Origin of the sequence: Rhodococcus globerulus NBRC 14531 (assembly GCF_001894805.1) — a bacterium.
Lineage (GTDB): Bacteria > Actinomycetota > Actinomycetes > Mycobacteriales > Mycobacteriaceae > Rhodococcus_F > Rhodococcus_F globerula.
Genome location: NZ_BCWX01000013.1, coordinates 25,507 through 46,292, shown reverse-complemented (window position 1 = coordinate 46,292; position 20,786 = coordinate 25,507). Strand labels below are relative to the sequence as shown.

The window sequence follows — 20,786 nt, the reverse complement described above, 5'->3', positions numbered from 1 at the left end:
CGTGTAGATGTCAGATCTTGTTGGCTTCTAGATCGGCTGCTGGCGGTGCGACGCCGTCAGCGGTATCCGATGCTGGGTTCGGGCTGTTGACCGAGAACTCCTCGAAGCTTTCGCCACGCCGCTCGCGGAGAACCGTGGCACCGACGACGAGGGCAACGACACAGATAGCGGCCGAGATCCACAGCCACATGGTGATGCCCTGGTCTTGGTAGAACACACCACCTTCCGGTGCGGCCATCATGTAGGGAGCCAGGACAGCGAACATGACGACGGGAAGAATCGAGGATGCTCCTGTCGTACACAACTGAACCGTGCCGGCGGTCGATCCTTGGTCGCCGACGGGAGTAGCACGCATAACCAGATTCGGGATCGCAGCGTTGGACACGCCGCCTGCCAGACCGAGGAGCAGACTGCCGATCATCACGGTGGCGAAAGTATCGTGTGCCAGCGCGAGCGAGATCAACGCCGTCGCAAAGAGGGCGACTCCAAGGGTCAGGAATATCCGCGGGTTCCGCCCCCGTGCAAGGAGGAAGCCGATGACGACGCCGCCGATGACCGTGGCCAGTTGTTTCGGAGTCGCGATGCCCGAGAATTCGATGGTGTTCAGTCCGAGACCGTATGTGCCGCCGTTGTCCTTCGAGGTCATGGCGAGCAGGGGGATCAGCTGGTAGATCGAGGCGGATATCGAGTATGAAATCGCTCCGGCGAACGCCACGAAGACGAGGGGCTTACGTCGGAAGAGCGAAAGATTGATGATGGGCTCGTTGGCATTACGGGTGTGTCGCACAAACAGGAATCCCAGCGCGATGCCGATGAGCAGGAGCGGTGAGGCTTCAAGCCAGCCCCAAGTCCGGCCCATACTCACGTAGAGCATCACAGGCAGGACAGCACCAGCCAGGATGAGGCCGCCTAGTAGATCCGGCTTGGTCTCGCGGCGCATCTTCGATTCGGGCAGGGTCACCCAGATAGCAACGCAGAGGCCGAGAGTCCATATGGCATCGAACAGGAACATTCCGCGGAAGCCGTAGTTTGCCAGTAGCCAACCGATGACTGTAGGTGCCGCGAGGGAGAAGGCGCCCATTCCTGTCACGGTGATACTGGCCGCGAATGCGGCTTGTTTGGGCGGGTAGATGTCACGGACGAAAGAGGGGATCAGCGAGAGCGTTGCGAGGATGGGACCCTGGAGTACACGACCGATCAGCAGGATCGTGAAGTTCGGAGCGACGGCACAGATGAGGGCACCAACTCCGGACACCATCATCGTGATCAGCAGCACCCGGCGTTTGCCGTAGAGGTCGGCAGTTTTACCGAGCAGCGGTGCACATACCGCGCCGACGAGGAAGTAGACGGTTGTCAGCCAACCGCCCTGCGTCGTCGGGAATGCCTTCAGAATGTCGGGCAGGCCGATTGAAACCATGCTGGTGCCCAGCGAGAGCGCTTCGAGCACCATCGCCATGAGAATTGTTCCGACTATCAGGCGGACGGTCCAACCCTGCGCGGATCCGGGGTCGCTGCCATTCTTTGTCATCGAAAGTGCCATCTGAGATCTCTTCTCATTGAGGTAAGGACGAACCTGCAGGCACGCAGCCTCGCGAGTGTTCGCTCTATGAGGGACTAGGTGTAGCTGTGGTGCAGAAGACGGTCGGCGACGTTGCATGATCCGGCAATGTGGGGTCTTCAGGGCCGCAACGACTTCCGTAACGATGCTGAGACGAATGGCCGGCGTCAGATTGCCGTCGGCACGAGGAGGGGATTGTGCGTGTTGTCGGCGCAAGTGCAGTAGCCGCGCCCTCACACGCGGGTCCGTCATTGTCCGGCAAGCATAAATCGTGTTCATGCAAGTTACATAGTCCCGGTTCCGTTTGATGGAATGGCGAATGGACATTCGGAAACGACTGGTGGAGAGTATTTTTCAGGCCGGATATATGGGTTTCGGCGGGTGGCAGTGACTCCTCGCGAACGTGCAGATCTGGTTAGGACGTTGTTCGAGCAGTCGGTCGCGCATCGCTAGATTGCGCCTAGGCACTGCCGTCAACAGTCGCTGCGTATCGGATTGCTGTCGGGGAAGTAAACCTTCTGCGAGGCCCCGGAAAAGCTAGTGGACGAGGAAGGCATATCGCATGAGTGACGAAGTTCGAGTGTGGATCGAACACAACCTGTGTACTGGAGATGGACTGTGTGTTCAGTACGCCCCCGATGTCTTCGAGTTCGACGCGGGTGGGGTAGCACACGTCAAGAACGACCCTGCTGGACCCTTGTTGACCGATGAGGGGGCGTCGGCGAATGTGCCAGAACACCTTCGCCTCGATGTCATAGATGCAGCAGACGAATGTCCCGGTAACTGCATCCACGTTGCCCGCCTGTCAGACGGTGTCGAAATCGCCGGTCCGAACGCCGGCTAGTCGTTGTCCCAGTTTCCCGTGCAGACACGCACGATTGAGCATCAGTTACAAGAGGAGTGATTGTCGATGTCCGTTCTGGATGAATCCAAGGTCGATCGGGTTGTTCCGTGGTTCGAGGGTGATGTTCCGGCGGAGCAGGTTCCTGAGAAGTACCGTCTGGGAAGAGCTTTCATTCCGAAGACTCGCTTCCTTGATCAAGAGTTCTTGGATCTCGAGCTCGGTAAGATGTTCACTCGGACGTGGCAGATTGCGTGTCGGGTTGAGGAGTTGCCGAGTGTCGGTTGCTTCGTGGAGTACGAGATCGGTCGTTATTCCATTCTGGTGGTGCGTGAGTCGAAGGATTCGATTCGTGCGTATCACAATGCGTGTCGGCATCGCGGTACTCGCCTTGCGCGTGGGCGTGGTCGGGTGGGTTCGTTGATCTGTCCTTTCCACGGGTGGCGGTGGAATTTGGACGGTTCGATCAAGTTGGTGCTCGACCGTGAGGAGTTCGTGCCGCGTTCGGATGACGATCTGGGTTTGGGGAAGGTGCGAGCGGAGCAGTGGGCGGGTTTCGTATTCATCAATATGGATCCTGAGGCGAAGCCGCTGCTCGAGTATCTGGACCCTATCGCGAGGATTTTCGAGCCGTTCCAGATCGAGAATTTTCGGATCCGGTGGGGCAAGGGCGTTGTGATGGAGTGCAACTGGAAGACGGCGTTGGATGCGTTTCTCGAGGCGTATCACGTTGCGGGTACGCATCCTCAGCTGTTTCGTCTTGATCGCACCAATGACAAGATTGCGTCGTTGCGCGAGCTTGATATTCGTCCGTGGGCGCCGACGACGGTGTATGAGCGGCATGCTCATTATTCGGCGCTCGGACCGAAGTCGTCGGCGTCGAAGGATGCGGGCAAGGATCCGTCGAAGCGTAGTGGCGACGGTAAGTCCGATGAGCGCTTGTCGGTAGCGAATGCAGTGCAGTACCTGCACGAGGATATGGGTGGGCTGGAGAACGAGCGTAGTTGGCGTGCTGCGGAGGCGTTGAAGACGTCGGAGGTGCCTGAGGGTATGTCGGCGGGTCAGTATTTCCTTCAGTTGTATCGGGAGCTTTCGATTGCGGAGGGCTACGACTGGCCGGTTATTACGCCCGAGCAGTGGACGGAGGCGGGTAGTGCGTGGAATGTGTTCCCCAACAGCATTATTCTTCCTGGTCAGGGGTCTGTGTTCTGGTATCGGTCGCGTCCGGTCGACAATGATCCGAACAAGTGTCTGTTCGAGGTTTTCAGTCTTGATCAGATTCCGGTTGCCGACTACGACAAGAAGCGTGAGTTTACGCCGGAGTATTTCGATGATTACCGCGATGCCGATATGGGGCAGGTTTTCAATCAGGACTTCGCGAATATGAAGGAAGTGACGGTGGGAATGCATTCGCCGAGCTTTGATGGTCATCGGCTCAGCGAGGAGCAGGAGATGACGATTTGGAATCATCATCGTGTTGCGGATCGCTATATCTGGACCGACTGACCTCGGCACGCAGCAATTCGTGTTTTGTTTTGTTCGTTTTTCTTTGCGTCATTTGACGATTGGAGTGGAAAATGGGGATTCGATCTCTCGGCTATGTCAGGCTGAATGCACCTGACATCGATGCGTGGAAGACATTCGGGGAGGACTTCCTCGGGCTGATGCGTATCGACGGAGACAATCCGGACTCGCTCTATTTCCGAATGGACCACTATCCACCGCGTCTGGTGGTATCTGCGGCGGAAGAGTCCTCGCTCGGGGCACTGGGTTTCGAGGTGCTGAACCAACGTGACCTGGCTGAAGTCGTGACTGCCGTAGAAGCAGAGGGAATCAAGGTCACCGCTGGTTCGACTGAAGAATGTGCTGAGCGACGGGTTACAGGATTCGCTCGGTTCGACGATCCGGCTGGAAATCCGGTCGAATTGTTTTACGGACCCGTGCTCGATCACGTTCTCATCAACACGCCATTGGTGAGTCGTTTCGTCACCGGTGACATGGGAATGGGACATGCCATCGTCTCCGCCGAGGATGTGCCGTCGGCGTTCGACTTCTATTCTCGCGTACTTGGATTCGTCGAGCGGAACACAGCGGGCCCGACGTACTTCATGGGTTGCAACCCGCGACATCATTCATTCGGTCTTGCTCCCACGCCTGGCCCGGGCAAACTGCTCCACTTGATGGTCGAAATGGCTTCGATCGATGATGTCGGTCGTGCCCTCGACCGCGCCGCTGACCTGAACATTCCGATGATGAACACACTCGGCAAGCACACGAACGACCAGATGCTGTCGTTCTACGTCTATTCGCCGGAGTTGTACGCGATCGAATGTGGTTGGGAAGGCATTCGGGTTGAGACCGAGGAACCGACCTACGCGATAACCGAAGGGGCGCTCTGGGGACACAAGTTCACCCCGCCGCCGCTCCCCGCCTGATTGCAGACATGATGCCCCGGTGCTCTTTTTGAGCGCCGGGGCATCAGTCATATAGCGCGTAAGTTCCTGCACGGAAATCTAACTGGCTTGCCGGTCCGGATGAACAACGTTCGGCAATAACTCGTCCAGGCGGATCAGTTGAGGATGTCGCGGACTTGTGTGTTTTCGTTGCCGGCCAGCAGCATTGCCTGTGCGGCCTTCATGTGTTTACTCCAGTGAGTCGATGCGCCGTCGCCGTCGCGTTCGCGGAGGAGTTTGATGAGTTTTCGCAGCGATCGGATGAACAACCTGTATCGCTGCTGAGCGGCTTCGGCGTTGGACATGGCGCTTTCGCGGGCGATATTGCCGGAATGGCGTTCGAAAATTTCTTGGAGCATTCCGCCTATCAGTGCAAGTGTGGCGTTTCCCGACAACTGGACCATTCGGAGGTGAAACCGTGCTGCGGCAGGGCCGAAATCACCTACTGCGAAGGCCGCGGGTACTTCCTCGTCGATCAGCCGTTCGAGTTCGTCGAAGTCTTCAGTTGACCCGGTTTCGGCGAGGATCCGAGCTGCTGCTGGTTCGATAGCTTCGCGGGCGGCAAAGACGTCGACGACGGTGGCACCCGATAGCTCCAGTAGGAGCGAGGCAGGCCGGGCGACCACTTCGGGGCCTGGTACACACACGCGTGCACCGGATCTCGATCCGCGACGGACTTCGACGAGTCGTTCGGATTCGAGGACTCGAACCGCTTCTCTGAGTGTCGGACGGCTCACCGCGAAGTGTTCCATCAGTTCAGCCTCGTGTGGGAGGTGGTCGCCGTCCTTCAGTTCGCCGTCAACGATCATGCTGCGAAGCTTGAGTGCAACCAGCTCCGCGGTCTTCGGGGTGCGGATGGCGCGCCCGGAAGGTGATCGTTGCTCGAAGACGGGCGCTATGGCGGCGTCATCGGTCATGGGTACGTACACCTTCTCTAGTCAACGGTAACTATGCATACTCAGTAAAGCATCCTATTTAGAACATTGGCGGGAGCTGGGCGCATTGTCACTACGGTGTGGGTGGGCACGTGTGGAAGTTCTCGAACCTCGTGGTTGCCGAATACGGACAGCATGAGTGTGTTCCGTTCTCGATTCCCTGGATTTCACGGACTGATAATGTCACATAACATAGTAAACTATGTTACCTTCGTTGAAATGGACGGTGTGGTAGCTCACCGTGATACTGACTGCCGGATTTCCGGCACACGCCAAGGAGCGGCAATGTTGACGACACGGTTTACCGAGGAATTTGGCGTTGAGCACCCCATTGTGCAGGGCGGCATGATGTGGGTTGGACGAGCAGAACTTGCAGCAGCGGTGTCCGAGGCCGGGGGTCTCGGTATCATCACGGCGCTGACGCAGCCGACTCCGGCGGCGCTTGCGCTCGAAATCGAGCGGTGTAAGGCGCTGACGGACAAGCCTTTCGGCGTAAATTTGACACTCACTTTGTCGGTTAATCCACCTCCGTACGCCGAGTTCCGGCAGGTGATCATCGATTCCGGTGTAAAGATCGTGGAGACAGCCGGTTCCGATCCGACGGTGCACGTCGAGCACCTGAAAGAAAACGGTATCAAGGTCATTCACAAGTGCACCAGTGTGAGGCACGCACTCAAAGCGGAGCGGATCGGCGTCGATGCCGTGAGCATCGATGGATTCGAGTGCGCAGGACATCCGGGAGAGGACGATGTCCCGGGCCTGGTACTGATTCCTGCGGCGGCGGATGCGCTGAAGATTCCGTTCATCGCTTCTGGCGGCTTCGCCGACGGCCGCGGACTTGCTGCGGCACTCGCCCTGGGCGCGGACGGAATCAATATGGGCACTCGGTTCATGTGCACCCAGGAGAGCCCCATTCACGAGAACATCAAGCAGCAAATCGTGGGAGCCTCAGAACTCGATACCCAATTGATCTTCCGCCAGCTCCGCAACACGATGCGCGCAGCGCGAAACTCGGTCAGTGAGGAGGTTGTCGAAATCCTTGACAAGGGTGGGCGATTCAAGGATGTCAAGGATCTTGTCGTGGGTACCCGCGGCCGCAAGGTCTACGAGTACGGGGATCCGGAGGCCGGCATCTGGACCGTTGGTGTCGTTCAGGGATTGATCCATGATGTTCCTTCGGCCGGTGACCTCGTGCGCCGAATCGCTGCGGATGCGGAGACTCTGCTGGGAAACCTCGCCCGCAATGTTGTTGTCAGCCCTGTGACTGCGGGCTGAGCTTCTCATGACAGAGACTGGTTCAGCAGTCGTGAAAACTGACGAGTCGCCGCTTCTGGTCGAGCGAGACGGACACGTCACGGTCTTGACACTCAATCGTCCGGAACGTCGCAATGCGATCAACCGAGCAATGCGAAAGGCGATCAAGAAAGAACTCTGGAAGGCCGACGCCGACGACGACGTCCGCGTCGTTGTCATCACCGGTGCCGGCACCTCGTTCTCCGCAGGAGTCGATCTCCCCGAGGCGCTTTCAGGCCCGTCTCCGCGAACAGAAGGTGCTACGCCGACACAGGTATTGAGAGGAATTTCGAAACCTGTCATCGCCGCTGTGAACGGACCGTGCTATACCGGCGGTTACGAACTCGTGGTGAGTTGCTCGTTCATCATTGCCTCGGACCTCGCGGAGTTCGCCGATACTCATGCGCAGATCGGCCTGCTCAACGGATGGGGCGGCAGCGCGATGCTCCCACGAATGGTGGGGTTGCCCGCAGCCGTACAGTTCATGCTCAGCGGGGAACCGATAGACGGTGCGACCGCAGCACGGATCGGGCTCGCGAATGAGGTTGTAGTGCATGACCAACTCATGGACCGCACCCTCGAGATTGCTCACAAGATCGCGGCCGGTCACCCTGGTGCGATCCAGCGAATGTTGCGTCTTCTCAAGGAAGGCGCAGGAGCATCCACGTCGCACGCCCTCGGTCTCGAAATCGAGGCGTCGGTGGGCTTCCGCACGAACGGTGCCGATGTCGGTGCTCGTTTCGGCAAGCGTCGCGCTGAAAAAGACTGATCCAGAGAAGTTTTCGAACCAAGCAAGGGGAGGTGGCCGCGGTGGAAATGGCTTCTACGGCAGTACTCGACGCGCATATCGGCGACTGGCGTGTTCGCCTGACCGCACTACTCGACGACTATCGGGCACGTACGCGTCCGGCTACGTCCCGGGCTCGATTCGAAGAGTCGGTGTCCTGGCAGAGTGAACTCGTCGACGCGGGTTTGGCGGCCCCCGGCTGGCCCGCCGAGGTCGGCGGAATGGAACTCCCACTCGAAGACCAGCTCGACTACTACCGGATGACATCGCAGGCCGGAGTTCCGAAGCATCCATGTGCTATGTCGATGATTGTGGCACCCACGATCATCGTCCACGGGACCCAAGAGCAAAAGGACCGTTTCCTCGATCCACTCTTACGTGCGGATGAACTCTGGTGCCAAGGCTTTTCCGAACCAGGCGCCGGAAGTGACCTCGCATCACTGTCCACCCGCGCAGTCCGTGACGGAGATGTCTATCGGGTGACAGGTCAGAAGATCTGGACAACGAAGGCCGACAAGGCCGATTGGATCTTTGCGCTTGTCCGGACCGGACCGGCCGGTCGAGGAACATCGGGCATCACCTACCTGTTGATCCCGATGAACTCACCGGGAATCGAGGTGCGACCCTTGCGCGATGCTGCCGGAGGCCACCATTTTGCCGAGGTCTTCCTCGACGACGTCGAGGTACCGGTTGCGAACCGCCTCGGGGTCGAAGGCGAGGGATGGTCCATCATGCGGACATCTCTCGGCCATGAACGCGCTACCGCCTTTCTCGCGGACGAGTTCCGTTACCGAGGGACCGTCGACAAAGTTGTCCGTCTGGCGATTGATCAGGGCTATGGAAGCGACCCACTGATTCGTCAGGAGCTTGCACAGCTCGAGACGTCGGTGCGGAGCATCGCGGCGAATAGCGCGAGGGCGCTTGATGCGGTACTGCGCGGTGAAGATCCAGGCGGTGTCGCGTCGATCAACAGGCTGGTCAAATCCGAATTCGAACAGCGTTTGCATTCGTTGGCGCTGCGGCTGACCGGGAACGCGGTCGTTCTCGGCGCGCGTTCGACCGGAGTGGTTGAAAATGGACGGTGGACTTTCGGATATCTGATGTCACGAGCAGCCACGATCGGCGCCGGAACCGCGGAGATCCAACGCAACACGATTGCGGAGGGCGTGCTCGGACTGCCGTCGCATCGAGGCGAAGGTCGGCGGATTCCCACGGTGACACCCGGCCGGCCGCTCGTCACCCCGGAAGAGGACGAAGCAGCATTGCGTGAGGTCGTGGGTTCGATGGTGTCCTCGGGTGTAGAGACCGAGCGGCTTCTTGCCCGGGAAGTGGCACCCGCCGACTACGACATCGGGCTCTGGGACAATTTGGTCAGCTTCGGGCTACCCGGTTTGGCCGCACCGAGCTCTCTCGGTGGAGGGGACGCTTCACTGCGTCTGTTGTGCGTTGCCGTCGAGGAAGCCGCATACCATCTCGCGCCCGTGCCGCTGGTCCCCACGGCAATCGCTCTGGAGTTGCTCCTTGCGGTCGGGGCGCAGGACGCGGCCGAAGCTGTCATCGGTGGAGCGACCGCGGCCTTCGTCGCCGCGGTGGACGATCGTGGATGGGTTCGCGACGTGGGATTGCCGGTTGTCGAGGACGGCCGGCTGACCGGCACCGTGGAACGTGTCGTGGGTGCGCCGGTAGCCGATGTGCTGGTGGTGCTCGCGACTGATGCGGCTACCGGCGATCCGGTGCTCGCGACCATTACATCGGAGGAGTTCACAGCTACGACACAGAACCCGGTGGATCTGACTTCGACGGTAGGCATAGTTACGTTCGATCGGGCGGCGGCGACGACCGTGGCCTCTGGAACCGATGTAGTTCGTGCACTCGAGTCCGCAGGTCGTGTAGCCCGTTTGCTGGTTGCCGCGGACTCGGTCGGTGTTGCGAATCGGGCGCTCGCACTCGCAGTCGAGTGGGCAGGCCGGCGTGAACAGTTCGGTCATGCCATCGGTTCGTTCCAGGCGATCGCTCACAAATGCGCGGACCTGCTGGTCCTCGCGGAAGGCGCTCGAGCCCAGGTGCTCGAGGCTGCGGATCGTGATGCTGCTGATCCGGATGCTGCAATAGCTGCCGATCTTGCTGCGGCAGAGGCGTTGTCGGCGGCGGTGAAGGCAACCGAGGAATGTATCCAGATTCATGGTGGTATCGGTTTCACCTGGGAGCATCCATCGCATCTGCTCCTTCGGCGAGCAATGGCGAATGAGGCTTCGATCTGTCGGCCCGAGGTGCTGAGGGATCTCGCCGCCGGCGAGTTGATCGCCCGTCTGGGGTAATCAGCGTGATCAGTGTGATCCGGACATGACGAAGGCCGTGAACCCTGGGTGACCAGGCTTCACGGCCTTTTATTGCGTATGTGGTTGACCGGTATAAAGATTGGGAAACGTTCGATGGCGCAGGGGATCGGCGTTCAGAGCGGAAAGCGGAGCAGGCCCTCCTGCGTTGTACTTGCCACCAGCGTGCCTTTCCGGTCGAAAAGGCGGCCTGTGCTGATTCCGCGTCCGCCACCCATCCAGTATCCGTGCTGTTCGTATAGATGCCATTCGTCAGATCTGAACGGTGCGTGCAACCACACCGCGTGGTTCATGCTCGCCAGCTGGAGTCCGGGTGTGTCGATATGTCGGGCATGGGGAGGGAGGGTCGCCGAAAGCAGGAACAGGTCTGAGCAATATGCGAACCCCGCGGCATGGATCAGACGTTCGTCCCCCAGGGGTTCCAGCGTGCGAATCCACGCGCGTTGCCGCGGCGGTCCGTTCTCTCCTCGTCGGCAGGCGAGTCGTGGGTACTTTTCGGGAAAGCGGAACTCGATTCCGACGCCGGCCATCAATGGCGGGAGCCAATTCGCCTCGGCGGCTTCCGAAATGGTGAGGCTGTCCTGAAAGTGAGGTAGATCCTCCGGTAGCGGTGGTACAGGAGACGGCTCTATATCTTGATGTCGCAGTCCCTCTTCATCTCGTTGGAAAGATGCCGTAGCCAGGAGTAGCGTCCGTCCACCTTGAACGGCGCGTACGTGGCGGGTGGTGAAGCTCGCGCCATCGCGCACGCGCTCGACGTGGTAGTCCACTGGGAGATCGGACCTTCCCGGGTGGACGAAATTTGCGTGCAGTGAATGGGGGTGGTGCTCGTGCTCGATGGTACGGCCTGCCGCGAGGAGCGACTGTCCCAAGGTCTGTCCCCCATAGACGCGGCGGACACCAGTGTGTGATTCACCGCGAAAGCTGTTCGAATCGAGTTGCGCGAGTTCAAGGATCGAGCTGACCGGTGGACGGGAAAGGCTGGCTAGGGCGGGCGTCGCCAATGGATGAGGCATAGCTGAAAAGTATAACTAGGTAATCTTGAATCAGTATTGCGGGCGCGCCCGCGGCCGATTCGGCACGTCGACACGAATCAGCCACGGCAGGAGGGGGATTGGCGAATCAGGTCGCTGGAACTAGCGGGGTGCGAATCGCTGTCCGGCGTCCAGGCGCAGGGCCTGTCCATTGAGCATTGGATTGTCGACGACCGCGAGTGCGAGCTTGGCGTATTCCTCCGGTCGGCCCATTCGCTTCGGGAACGCCGCGTCCTCGACGAGAGGTGCGACCTGCTCGTCGGTGAACTTCGCGGTGGCGCCGGTGGCGAACAAGCTGGGTGCAATTGCGACGACGCGGATGCCCTGCGGTCCGAGGTCTCGTGCCATGACCAGTGCCATCGCGGCGATGCCGGCCTTTGCGGCGCTGTAGGCGACCTGGCCGATCTGACCCTCGAAGGCGGCGATGGAGGAGGTGTTGACGATGACTCCGCGCTCCTCGTCCTCGGGGTCGTTGCTGGACATGTGGAAGGCCTGCAGCCGATTGAGGTTGAAGGTGGAAATCAAGTTGAGATCGATGATCTTTCGAAAGCTGTCGAGGTCGTGGGGGCCGTTGCGGCCGAGGGTCTTCTTCACGGATCCGCCACCGGCGGTGTTGACGGCGATGTGAAGTCCGCCCAGTTCGGTCACGGCGTTGCCGAGAGCTTGTTCGGCTCCCTCGAAATCAGTGATGTCGATCGGATGGAAGATGCCGCCGATGTCGGTGGCGATTTCTTTGCCGTCACTGGTCTCCCGATCGAGAATTGCGACCTTGGCTCCCGCCGCGGCGAGGGCTTCGGCCGTCGCCCGGCCCATGCCCGATGCGCCGCCTACCACTACGGCCTTCTTTCCGGTGATATTCATACGTCGTCCTTAATCGTGTAGGTGTTCGCCTGTGAAGGCTTGAGTTAACTTATAGTACTATCTAAACTATGTGACGCGCGCTACCTTTAGGGGGCATAGGTGCGTTGTCCGAAGAATTCTCAGTGGCCGTGCGCGGCCGAACTGCTTGTCCCCATGAACGGAGCAATCGTGATTCTCAAGGTCGGTCAATCGTTGGCCAGCAATGTCGACACCACCACACTGATCGTGGTTCGCTCTCCTCAGGGAGGTGACGTGACACTGACCTGCGGTGGCTCTGCGATGGAAGAGGGCAAGAAGCCCTCGGGAGACGGTTCCACGATCGATCCGGCGAACACCGGTGGCGCCCTGCTCGGCAAGCGGTACGTCGACGAGTCTTCGGGTCTGGAGGTGCTGTGCACCAAGTCCGGTCAGGGGCAGCTCGCATTGGACGGGGTCGCGCTTGTGCTCAAGACCGCAAAGCCGCTTCCGTCCTCCGACTAGCAGTCTGCTTTTCGGCCAAGTAGTGCGTACCCAGAACGAAGACGAGTGGAGTGACGGATGAATATTTCGATGCTGCTGGACATGGCGGTCGATGGTTTCGGCGACCGCGTTGTCATCGGATCGAAAGACGCGGGCATCTCCGCGACGAGGTTGAACGAACTGGCAGTGGCCGGCGCAGACATGATCCGGAAATCGGGTGCTGATGCAGTGGTGTATCTGGCAGTCAACGGTCCGGCTTTTCCGGTCGCGATGTTTGCCGCTGCGCGCGCAGGCGTGCCGCTGGTTCCGGTCAACTACCGTTTGGGTCGCGAGCAGCTCGATTCACTTCTGTCGAATCATCCCCGAGCGCTGGGTATCGCTGACCCGAACCAGGCTGCCGTTCTGGCGAGTGCCGGACTGAGTGTGCATACGCCGGAAGAGTGGATGCGCTTGCTCTCGGGTTCGGACGTGACGACGGCCGATGAGGAGGAGACTCTCGATGACGACGGCCCGGCGGTCGTCATCTATACCTCCGGCACGACCTCCGCGCCGAAAGGCGTGCTTCTTCGCCACGAGAATCTGTCGTCGTACGTGTTCGGATCGGTCGAATTTGCAAGCGCGGAGGATACGGACGCGGCCTTGGTCAGTGTTCCGCCCTATCATATTGCGGCAGTAGCGAATGTGATCACGAATCTCTACGCCGGTCGTCGAACGATGGTCCTCGAGCAGTTCACGCCGGAGCAGTGGCTCGATACGGTTCGCAGTGAAGGCGTCACAAACGCTCTCGTGGTTCCCACGATGTTGGCCCGAATTGTGGATTCCGATGCACCAAAGGATATTCCGTCCTTGCGGGGCCTTGCATACGGCGGAGCGCCGATGCCCACTCGGGTTATCGAGCGAGCGCTGCACTTGTGGCCCGAGATCGGTTTTGTCAATGCTTATGGATTGACCGAGACCAGCTCGACCATCGCAGTTCTCGGCCCTGATGATCATCGAACAGCGATTGTCGGCGATGACGAAAAGGCCAGGGCACGACTTGGTTCGGTGGGTCGTCCGGTCCCCGGGGTCGAGATCGAGATTCGCGGAGACGATGAAACGGTCTTGGGGGCAGGAGAAGTGGGCCGAATCTGTGTGGCCGGTGACCAGGTGTCGGCAGAGTATGCAGGAGTTGGTCGGATGGTTGACGGCCGCGGCTTCTTCGATACGCGGGACAAAGGATATCTCGACGACGAGGGCTATCTTTTTGTCGGAGGTCGTGTCGACGACACCATTATTCGAGGCGCGGAGAACATCGCTCCCGCCGAGATCGAAGATGTGATTCTGCGGCACCCGGCCGTGCTGGATGTTGCCGTCGTCGGGATGCCGGACGAAGAGTGGGGGCAGCGAATCGAGGCGGCGGTTGTGCTTCGTCCGGGCGAGGGTGCCGATGTGGACGAATTGCGCGCCTTTGTGCGCGAGAAGTTGCGCAGTAGCAAGACACCTGAGCGAATCGTGTACTGGGACGAACTCCCGCGCACGGAGACGGGCAAGCTTGTCCGACGACATGTGGTCGAACGGCTCGGTACGCAGGTAGCACCTATCTGATCTGGTTACGTTCAGCTGCAGTCGATTTCGACTTCGCATCTTGGTTCGTGCCAACATCCGATCCTTGGAATCTCTTACATATATTACTAAGTTGACCTACTATTGGGTGGGGTCGAGTTGGATCATGCCGCTCGCCCAGTTGGCGTATCGGCATAGACATCATTTGCGCCCTATCGATCACGGAGGAATTCCATGAGCACATCGGAGATCACGGAAGCCGAACCCGAGGTTTACAGCTTCCTCGAGGACGACATTCAGCGGGCCCGGGACCTGGTCGGCATTTACCACGCCGTCACCCAGCGCGAGCAGTTCAGCCGGGTCACGCCGGACGTGGTGCGCAACTTCGCCCGCAGTTACGGAGACGACAATCCGTTGTTCGTCGATGAAGAATATGGACGTGACACACGCTGGGGTGGCCAGATTGCACCGCCGATGATCAACATCGGACTGCGCAAGGAACTGCTCGCAGATCGTGTCCCGCGCGAACAGCGTCGCCCGGCCTTCCGTGGTATCCACGTGTTTGTCTCCGGCAGCACAACCGACTGGTACCGACCTGTGTACGATGGTGACACCGTCTACTCGTTCCACGGCTTCGAGAAGGTCGAGCTCAAAGAGTCCGAATTCGCGGGCCGATCGCTACTCGTCACGCGTATTCACGTGCAGTTCAACCAGCGCGCAGAGGTCGTGCAGGCGCAGCGCGTGCTTACGATCCACACGGAGCGGCACGAGTCGAAGAAGCGAAAGAAGTATGACGCAATCGAGCCTGCGACATACACGCCCGAGGACATTGCGAAGATCGACGAGATCTACGCGGCCGAGAAGCCGCGAGGTGCAGAGCCTCGATACTGGGACGACGTACAGGTCGGCGAGAGCCTCGACCAGATGGCAAAGGGCCCGTTGACAGCTACCGACATGATGGTTTTCCATTCCGGTGGTTACGGTTTCGCGCCTTATACGCCGTCGGCCTCGCGCCTGACATACAAGAATCGGCAGCGCATCGCCCCGTTCTACATTCCCAACGAACAGGGCGTTCCGGATGTGGCGCAACGCATCCATTGGGATAGTGAGTACGCCCGCTCCATCGGCCTTCCGGCTGCATACGACTATGGAATGATGCGTGACTGCTGGCTGACGCACGTCCTGACCGACTGGATCGGTGACGGAGGCTGGATCGAGACGATGTCCAGTCAGATGCGTAAGTTCAACTACCTCGGTGATACCCACATCTTCACTGGAGAGGTTGTGGGGAAGAGAATAGAAGGCGACCGACACCTGATCGACATCGAACTCCGGGGAACAAGTCAGCGTGGCGAGGTGACCTGTCCGGCTACAGCGACGGTGTCGCTGCCGAGTCGGGAGTCCGACCTTGCCGTTCTCCCGACCGCGCCGGCGGAGTGGGAGCGGATTGCCGCGCAGATGCTCAAGCGCAACGGTGAGTTGCGTGCGCAGGCACGTTCTGGCTCGAAGGCTTGAGCAACCGCGCCGATCCGCTCACGTGCCGGCGAGTCGGGTAGCTCGGTGGCTGAGAAATTTCGTTACGGTGTGTCCCTAACTTCAGGAGGACCTGTGGACTTGAGCAGTTTGACGACGGTGATCGCAGAGCAGAACGATCATGTTCTGACGATTACGTTGAACCGCCCCGATCGGATGAATTCGTTCACCAATGTCATGCGGAGCGAGTTCCGTTCGCTGTGGCACTACGCGGCGGAGACGGACGACGTCCATGTTGTGGTCCTGCGGGCAAACGGGGACCGCGCATTCAGCACCGGGATGGACGTCAAGGAAGGGACGTACGTCGCCGAGAACGTATTCACCCGCCGAGACCCGGGCGCTGACCTGTCACCGAAGCAGAACGGGTGCTGGAAGCCGTTGGTCTGTGCGGTGCATGGCATGGTCGCGGGCGGTGCGCTGTACTGGATCAATGAGGCGGACATCATCATTGCAAGTGATGATGCGCAATTCTTCGACCCGCACGTTTCTTACGGCCTGGTCGCGGCGCTCGAGCCGATCGGGTTGGCGCACCGCATCCCGATCGGGGAGGTGCTGCGCATGGTTCTGCTCGGTCTCGACGAGCGGATGTCCGCGGAGCGTGCCCGCGAGATCGGACTGGTCAGTGAGATCGTGTCGCGCGGTGATCTGTGGGACCGCGCGCAGGATCTTGCCGGCCGGATCGCGGCCAAGCCGGCGGCCGCGATCCAGGGAAGTATTCGTGCGATCTGGGAGTCGAAGGACTCGACTCGTTCGCACGCACTCGCCACGGCGATGTCGTACACATCGTTGGGCAATCCGATCGGCAAGGCTCAGGTCAGCCGATCAGAGGTGCCTACGCGAAAGTACGAGGTTCGATGACCGCCGCGTTGGCGCACTGCGCCGGCACAAAGCGCAAAGGGAGCTGAGATGGACTACGGCATGACTGCCGAACTCGAGGATTTCCGCGCCGAGGTGCGGGCATTCGTGAAGGCCAACGCGCCTGCGATCGCGCCCAAGGCGGGGGTGCGCACGGCAGAGGATGCGGAAGAGCTTGCGTTACTGAAGGACTGGACACGAAAGCTCTTCGATGCTGGATACGTGGGTGAGTCGTGGCCGGAACGTTTCGGGGGGCAAGGTAATCCGGAATCGATGGAACGCGAGGTGATTGTGGGGGAAGAGTTGGCTCGCGGCCGCACCCCCGCCGCGGTTCAGGGGGCCTCCAAACTTGTCTCGAACGCACTGCTCGACTATGGAACCGAGGAACAGCGAAAGGCGTTCCTGCCCGGCATTCGTTCCGGTGAGCTGATCTTCTGTCAACTTTTCAGCGAGCCGAGTTCCGGTAGCGACCTGGCTTCACTGCGTACGAAGGCGATACGTACCGACGACGGCGGGTTCCGGATCAGCGGACAGAAGGTCTGGACGACCAACGGTCAGTGGGCTGATTACGGCTATCTGCTGGCGCGCACGGATCCGGAAGCGTCGAAGCATCGGGGGATCAGTGCTTTCATCATTGATATGCGATTGCCGGGCGTGGAGGTGCGCCCCCTCCGCGAGATGACTGGCACTTCAGACTTCAATGAGGTGTTTCTCGACAATGTCGAGGTAGGTCCCGATGCCCTGATCGGTGATCTGAACCAGGGCTGGGTGATTGCCAATTCCAGTCTTGGACATGAACGCAGCGCAGTCGCAGCCAGCGCAGCCCGGCTGCAGCAGAATGTTTCCGCTCTCGTCGATCTCGCCAAGAAGGTGACGAGGAACGGACGTCCCGCTATCGAAGACGGCGCCGTACTGGACAAGCTCGGTCAGTTGACTGCGTCGGTCGAAGCGCTCTCGGCGATGGTGTACGCCAACGTAAGTCGGTGGTCACGGAAGACAGAACGGGTCTTCGACGGCCCGATGGCAAAACTGTTCTTCAGCGAATTGGGAGTCGAGATCGCGCGATTCGCGCTCGAGCTCAGTGGTGAGGCCGGCGTTCTTGTCGAGCGCGACCCGAATGCAATCGATTGCGGGCGTTGGCAAGACGAATTCCTGTATGCCCGCGCTTATACGATCGCGGGCGGAAGTTCCGAGATCATGCGCAACATTATCGCGGAACGTGGATTGTCAATGCCGCGCTGACGCAGGGATTTACATAGCCGGCGCCGCCGATTTCAGGATGTGCATCGCTCCGCCAAGGGGAGACTCGTGATATTCGAGTCTCCCCTTTTTTGTTCGGAGCCATCACCGAAGAAATAAAAGAATTGACCTAGTTAACTATGTGATCTATCTTATAGTTACACGCGTTCTATCGGCGCGATCGGATGCCGGGTGGCGCCTTATGGGCGGGCCGGGGGAGCAATGGCTTCCTCGTCGGCAGAACTGGAGGCAGTCAATGGCGGGAATCAGAGACGGGTTGGGTGCTCTGTGGTTGGCACCCGATGGCGCGAACATGATCCAGCAGGATGGTCGATGGGTCACATGGGGTGAGGTTCGCGTCCTCGCTGAACGTATCGACGAGCAACTCAGCCGGGTGGGATGCGACGAGGGTTCTCGTGTCGGCGTTGTTCTGGGAAACAGGATGGAGTCCGTCGCGGCCCTCGTGGCCATCCTCGGCAAAGGGCGAACAATCGTCACGCTGAACCCGATGCAGCCGGCTGCACGTCTGTCATCGGACCTGGTGAGTTCCAAACCGCAGGTCGTTCTCGGCCCCTCGAGTGCCTGGAAGGAGACTGAATTCTTCTCGGCTGCTGAGGATTCGGGAATTGTGGGCTTCGCTGTAGATGGCGTCGAGCTCCGACAATGCAGTGGCGGATCCTCGGCAACGATCGAAGCCCTGCACACCGAGGGGCATCCGGTGGCGGTGGAAATGTTCACCTCTGGAACAACAGGACCTCCGAAACGGGTCCCGCTGACATGGCGCCAGCTCGATTCCGCGATGTCAGCGGTGCACGGCCATACCGGTGCGGCCGGCCCCGAACGCGACCCGCTCACCGGACGGGTGTCATTGGTGTTCTTGGCGATGGTTCACATCGGCGGCCTGTGGGCAGTTCTGCAGGCGCTCACCGAAGCTCGACCCTTTGTCCTACTCTCGCGATTCACCGTAGACGGGTGGGTCACCGCGGTATCCGAGCATCAGCTGCGGGTCGCCAGCTTGCCCCCGGCGGCAATGCGATCGGTACTCAGTGCCGATATCCCGGCAGAGAAGCTGTCGAGCTTGCGTGCGGTGACGGCAGGCACGACCTACGTCGGGCCGGATCTGGCCGAGGAGTTCACGCACCGGTACGGCGTGCCCGTATTGATCATGTACGGCGCCACCGAGTTTTCCGGTGCCATCGCCGGATGGACCAAGCCGCTGCATACCGAATGGTGGGCGCGCAAGCGTGGCAGCGTCGGGCGGCCGTTTCCGGGCGTGCATCTGCAGACTGTCGACGACAACGGCGAGGTCCTGCCGGTCAACGAGACCGGAAAGCTCGAAGTGCGGGCGGGTCAGACCGGTAAAGGTGCGAACGGTTGGCTGCGCACCAGCGATCTCGCGCACATCGACGAGGACGGATTCCTGTATATCGACGGTCGAGCTGACGACGCAATTGTCCGGGGCGGCTTCAAAGTTCACCCGGAGGTCGTTTCGAACGCCTTGCGCGCACATCCGTCGATCCTCGACGCGAGTGTGTACGGGAAAGCTGACGATCGACTAGGACAGGTGCCGGTCGCTGTTGTCGAGCTTGTGGACGGTGCGATTCCTTTGGTCGAGGACGAAGTGAAGACATTCCTCCGTGGCCAGTTGACCGGTTACGAGGTGCCCGTCGATATCCACACCGTCGACGAACTTCCGCGGGGAGTATCACTCAAGATCGATCGTCGCCGACTGCTGGAGTTGGTGGCAGATCTCGAAGCTGCCCGAGTTTGACGCAGGCGATCGTTAAACGCCTTTTCGAATCGCTCGTGGTACCACTCAAACGAATTCGGGCTGCTGCCCGGTAATGCAAGGAGTACAACATGACTGCAGTCATCGTAGAAGCAGTGCGCACCCCGGTCGGCCGACGCAACGGCGGATTGTCGAGCGTTCATCCGGCCGATCTGTCGGCCGTAGTTCTCAATGCGTTGGTCGAGCGCGCCGGTATCGACCCTTCAATTGTCGAGGATGTCATCTGGGGTTGCGTCCAGCAGGTCGGAGACCAGGCCAACGACGTTGCTCGCAATGCGGTGCTGGCCGCCGGCTGGCCTGAATCCGTTCCGGGGGTGACGGTCGACCGTCAGTGCGGTTCGTCGCAGCAGGCGCTCAACTTTGCCGTCGCCAGTGTTGCAGCGGGACACTACGACGTTGTCGTTGCCGGTGGTGTCGAGTCGATGTCCCGAGTGCCGATGGGGTCCGCGGGAACCTTCGAGGGGAGCCCGTACAGCCCGGCTTACATGGAGCGCTACAACGGAGTCAAGCCGAACCAGGGCGTTGGTGCAGAGGCGATCGCGGAGAAGTGGGGTCTGACGCGAAATGACCTGGACACGTTCGCAGTTCAGTCACATGAACGTGCAGCAGCTGCTCAGGATGCAGGGCTGTTCGACCACCAGATCGTTTCGGTGACGACGCCGGACGGCACCGTGGTCTCGCGAGATGAGGGAATCCGTCGCGGCTCTTCTGTCGAATCACTCGGAAAGCTCAAGACGGTCTTCAAGGAAGACGGTGTCATCCATGCGGGTAACGCGTCACAGATCTCGGACGGCGCGTCGGCGCTGCTGATCATGAGCGAAGAGGCCGCTGCGCGGTACGGGGTGACTCCGATAGCGAAGATTCACTCGGTCGCTGTTGTCGGAGACGACCCGATCATCATGCTCACAGCTCCGATCCCGGCCACGAAGAAGGTGCTCGAGAAAGCTGGTCTGACTGTCGACGATATCGGTGTCTTCGAAGTCAACGAAGCTTTCGCGAGCGTGCCACTTGCGTGGCTGGCAGAGGTCGGAGCGGACCCCGCGCGGGTCAACCCCAACGGAGGTGCAATTGCTCTCGGGCATCCCCTCGGTGGATCGGGCGGACGAATTCTGACGGACATGCTGCATCACATGCTTCGCAACAACATCCAATACGGCTTGCAGACGATGTGCGAGGGCGGCGGACAAGCCAACGCCACCATCCTCGAGCTCGTGAACGCGCGCTGAAACCCGATCCAGCACAAGGAGGAGACAACAGTGAGCGAAACGAAC

At 60.1% G+C, this 20,786-nt stretch carries 17 protein-coding genes; 13 read left to right on the top strand and 4 right to left on the bottom strand.

All coding sequences use genetic code 11. The features are described 5' to 3' along the window. Positions 1 to 10 precede the first annotated feature (10 nt). On the bottom strand, positions 11 to 1,528 hold the full coding sequence (locus RG2_RS30425; protein ID WP_165826232.1) for an MFS transporter: 1,518 nt from the start codon (positions 1,526 to 1,528) through the stop codon (positions 11 to 13). 592 nt (positions 1,529 to 2,120) lie between these two features. On the opposite strand from RG2_RS30425, the gene RG2_RS30420 reads away from it, so the two are divergent. The 3 genes from RG2_RS30420 to RG2_RS30410 all read left to right on the top strand — a co-directional run bounded on the left by RG2_RS30420 (position 2,121) and on the right by RG2_RS30410 (position 4,834). Further along, positions 2,121 to 2,402, top strand: coding sequence for a ferredoxin (locus tag RG2_RS30420; protein WP_033236768.1), 282 nt, complete (start codon positions 2,121 to 2,123; stop codon positions 2,400 to 2,402). A 66-nt stretch (positions 2,403 to 2,468) separates the two neighbouring features. Next, positions 2,469 to 3,905 (top strand): aromatic ring-hydroxylating oxygenase subunit alpha, encoded by a 1,437-nt coding sequence (locus tag RG2_RS30415; protein WP_033236769.1) that lies wholly within the window; start codon positions 2,469 to 2,471, stop codon positions 3,903 to 3,905. Between the two features lie 71 nt (positions 3,906 to 3,976). After that, complete coding sequence (locus RG2_RS30410; RefSeq protein WP_033236770.1) at positions 3,977 to 4,834, top strand: VOC family protein; 858 nt, start codon at positions 3,977 to 3,979, stop codon at positions 4,832 to 4,834. 134 nt (positions 4,835 to 4,968) lie between these two features. On the opposite strand, the gene RG2_RS30405 is transcribed toward RG2_RS30410, so the two are convergent. Further along, the gene (locus RG2_RS30405) at positions 4,969 to 5,769 is read right to left on the bottom strand and encodes a FadR/GntR family transcriptional regulator (protein ID WP_033236771.1); all 801 of its coding nucleotides are present in this window, start codon (positions 5,767 to 5,769) and stop codon (positions 4,969 to 4,971) included. A 303-nt stretch (positions 5,770 to 6,072) separates the two neighbouring features. Between RG2_RS30405 and RG2_RS30400 the strand changes: the two genes are divergently transcribed. From RG2_RS30400 to RG2_RS30390, 3 genes are read left to right on the top strand one after another with little or no spacing between them, the layout of a single operon-like run. Next, on the top strand, positions 6,073 to 7,062 hold the full coding sequence (locus RG2_RS30400; protein ID WP_033236772.1) for an NAD(P)H-dependent flavin oxidoreductase: 990 nt from the start codon (positions 6,073 to 6,075) through the stop codon (positions 7,060 to 7,062). Positions 7,063 to 7,069: 7 nt separating this feature from the next. Further along, entirely contained in the window at positions 7,070 to 7,849 is a 780-nt protein-coding gene (locus RG2_RS30395; RefSeq protein WP_051730737.1) for an enoyl-CoA hydratase-related protein, read from the top strand. Between the two features lie 47 nt (positions 7,850 to 7,896). Further along, positions 7,897 to 10,185 carry an acyl-CoA dehydrogenase family protein gene (locus RG2_RS30390; protein WP_051730738.1) on the top strand — a complete coding sequence of 763 codons (2,289 nt, stop codon included), beginning with the start codon at positions 7,897 to 7,899 and terminating at the stop codon, positions 10,183 to 10,185. A gap of 134 nt (positions 10,186 to 10,319) precedes the next feature. Here the strand turns inward: RG2_RS30390 and RG2_RS30385 are convergent, their stop codons facing one another. Next, positions 10,320 to 11,219 carry an acyl-CoA thioesterase gene (locus tag RG2_RS30385; RefSeq protein WP_033236773.1) on the bottom strand — a complete coding sequence of 300 codons (900 nt, stop codon included), beginning with the start codon at positions 11,217 to 11,219 and terminating at the stop codon, positions 10,320 to 10,322. A 120-nt stretch (positions 11,220 to 11,339) separates the two neighbouring features. Further along, entirely contained in the window at positions 11,340 to 12,098 is a 759-nt protein-coding gene (locus tag RG2_RS30380) for an SDR family NAD(P)-dependent oxidoreductase (protein ID WP_033236774.1), read from the bottom strand. Positions 12,099 to 12,266: 168 nt separating this feature from the next. Between RG2_RS30380 and RG2_RS30375 the strand changes: the two genes are divergently transcribed. The 7 genes from RG2_RS30375 to RG2_RS30345 all read left to right on the top strand — a co-directional run bounded on the left by RG2_RS30375 (position 12,267) and on the right by RG2_RS30345 (position 20,741). Continuing rightward, positions 12,267 to 12,578, top strand: coding sequence for a hypothetical protein (locus tag RG2_RS30375; RefSeq protein WP_095888008.1), 312 nt, complete (start codon positions 12,267 to 12,269; stop codon positions 12,576 to 12,578). A gap of 57 nt (positions 12,579 to 12,635) precedes the next feature. Then, complete coding sequence (locus RG2_RS30370; RefSeq protein ID WP_033236776.1) at positions 12,636 to 14,141, top strand: class I adenylate-forming enzyme family protein; 1,506 nt, start codon at positions 12,636 to 12,638, stop codon at positions 14,139 to 14,141. Positions 14,142 to 14,333: 192 nt separating this feature from the next. Continuing rightward, positions 14,334 to 15,614 carry an FAS1-like dehydratase domain-containing protein gene (locus tag RG2_RS30365; RefSeq protein ID WP_033236777.1) on the top strand — a complete coding sequence of 427 codons (1,281 nt, stop codon included), beginning with the start codon at positions 14,334 to 14,336 and terminating at the stop codon, positions 15,612 to 15,614. A 93-nt stretch (positions 15,615 to 15,707) separates the two neighbouring features. Next, entirely contained in the window at positions 15,708 to 16,490 is a 783-nt protein-coding gene (locus tag RG2_RS30360; RefSeq protein ID WP_092803944.1) for an enoyl-CoA hydratase/isomerase family protein, read from the top strand. 48 nt (positions 16,491 to 16,538) lie between these two features. Next, the gene (locus RG2_RS30355) at positions 16,539 to 17,729 is read left to right on the top strand and encodes an acyl-CoA dehydrogenase family protein (protein WP_033236778.1); all 1,191 of its coding nucleotides are present in this window, start codon (positions 16,539 to 16,541) and stop codon (positions 17,727 to 17,729) included. A 253-nt stretch (positions 17,730 to 17,982) separates the two neighbouring features. Continuing rightward, the gene (locus tag RG2_RS30350) at positions 17,983 to 19,497 is read left to right on the top strand and encodes a class I adenylate-forming enzyme family protein (protein WP_033236779.1); all 1,515 of its coding nucleotides are present in this window, start codon (positions 17,983 to 17,985) and stop codon (positions 19,495 to 19,497) included. Positions 19,498 to 19,586: 89 nt separating this feature from the next. Continuing rightward, a complete protein-coding gene (locus RG2_RS30345) occupies positions 19,587 to 20,741 on the top strand; it encodes a thiolase family protein (protein WP_033236780.1) in 1,155 nt (384 codons plus the stop codon). Positions 20,742 to 20,786: the final 45 nt, after the last annotated feature.

Bases quoted from the DNA above. Each gene is read 5' to 3' on its own strand.
- RG2_RS30425 (WP_165826232.1), bottom strand. From the start codon at position 1,528: ATGACAAAGAATGGCAGCGACCCCGGATCCGCGCAGGGTTGGACCGTC.
- RG2_RS30420 (WP_033236768.1), top strand. From the start codon at position 2,121: ATGAGTGACGAAGTTCGAGTGTGGATCGAACACAACCTGTGTACTGGA.
- RG2_RS30415 (WP_033236769.1), top strand. From the start codon at position 2,469: ATGTCCGTTCTGGATGAATCCAAGGTCGATCGGGTTGTTCCGTGGTTC.
- RG2_RS30410 (WP_033236770.1), top strand. From the start codon at position 3,977: ATGGGGATTCGATCTCTCGGCTATGTCAGGCTGAATGCACCTGACATC.
- RG2_RS30405 (WP_033236771.1), bottom strand. From the start codon at position 5,769: ATGACCGATGACGCCGCCATAGCGCCCGTCTTCGAGCAACGATCACCT.
- RG2_RS30400 (WP_033236772.1), top strand. From the start codon at position 6,073: ATGTTGACGACACGGTTTACCGAGGAATTTGGCGTTGAGCACCCCATT.
- RG2_RS30395 (WP_051730737.1), top strand. From the start codon at position 7,070: ATGACAGAGACTGGTTCAGCAGTCGTGAAAACTGACGAGTCGCCGCTT.
- RG2_RS30390 (WP_051730738.1), top strand. From the start codon at position 7,897: ATGGCTTCTACGGCAGTACTCGACGCGCATATCGGCGACTGGCGTGTT.
- RG2_RS30385 (WP_033236773.1), bottom strand. From the start codon at position 11,219: ATGCCTCATCCATTGGCGACGCCCGCCCTAGCCAGCCTTTCCCGTCCA.
- RG2_RS30380 (WP_033236774.1), bottom strand. From the start codon at position 12,098: ATGAATATCACCGGAAAGAAGGCCGTAGTGGTAGGCGGCGCATCGGGC.
- RG2_RS30370 (WP_033236776.1), top strand. From the start codon at position 12,636: ATGAATATTTCGATGCTGCTGGACATGGCGGTCGATGGTTTCGGCGAC.
- RG2_RS30365 (WP_033236777.1), top strand. From the start codon at position 14,334: ATGAGCACATCGGAGATCACGGAAGCCGAACCCGAGGTTTACAGCTTC.
- RG2_RS30355 (WP_033236778.1), top strand. From the start codon at position 16,539: ATGGACTACGGCATGACTGCCGAACTCGAGGATTTCCGCGCCGAGGTG.
- RG2_RS30350 (WP_033236779.1), top strand. From the start codon at position 17,983: ATGGCGGGAATCAGAGACGGGTTGGGTGCTCTGTGGTTGGCACCCGAT.
- RG2_RS30345 (WP_033236780.1), top strand. From the start codon at position 19,587: ATGACTGCAGTCATCGTAGAAGCAGTGCGCACCCCGGTCGGCCGACGC.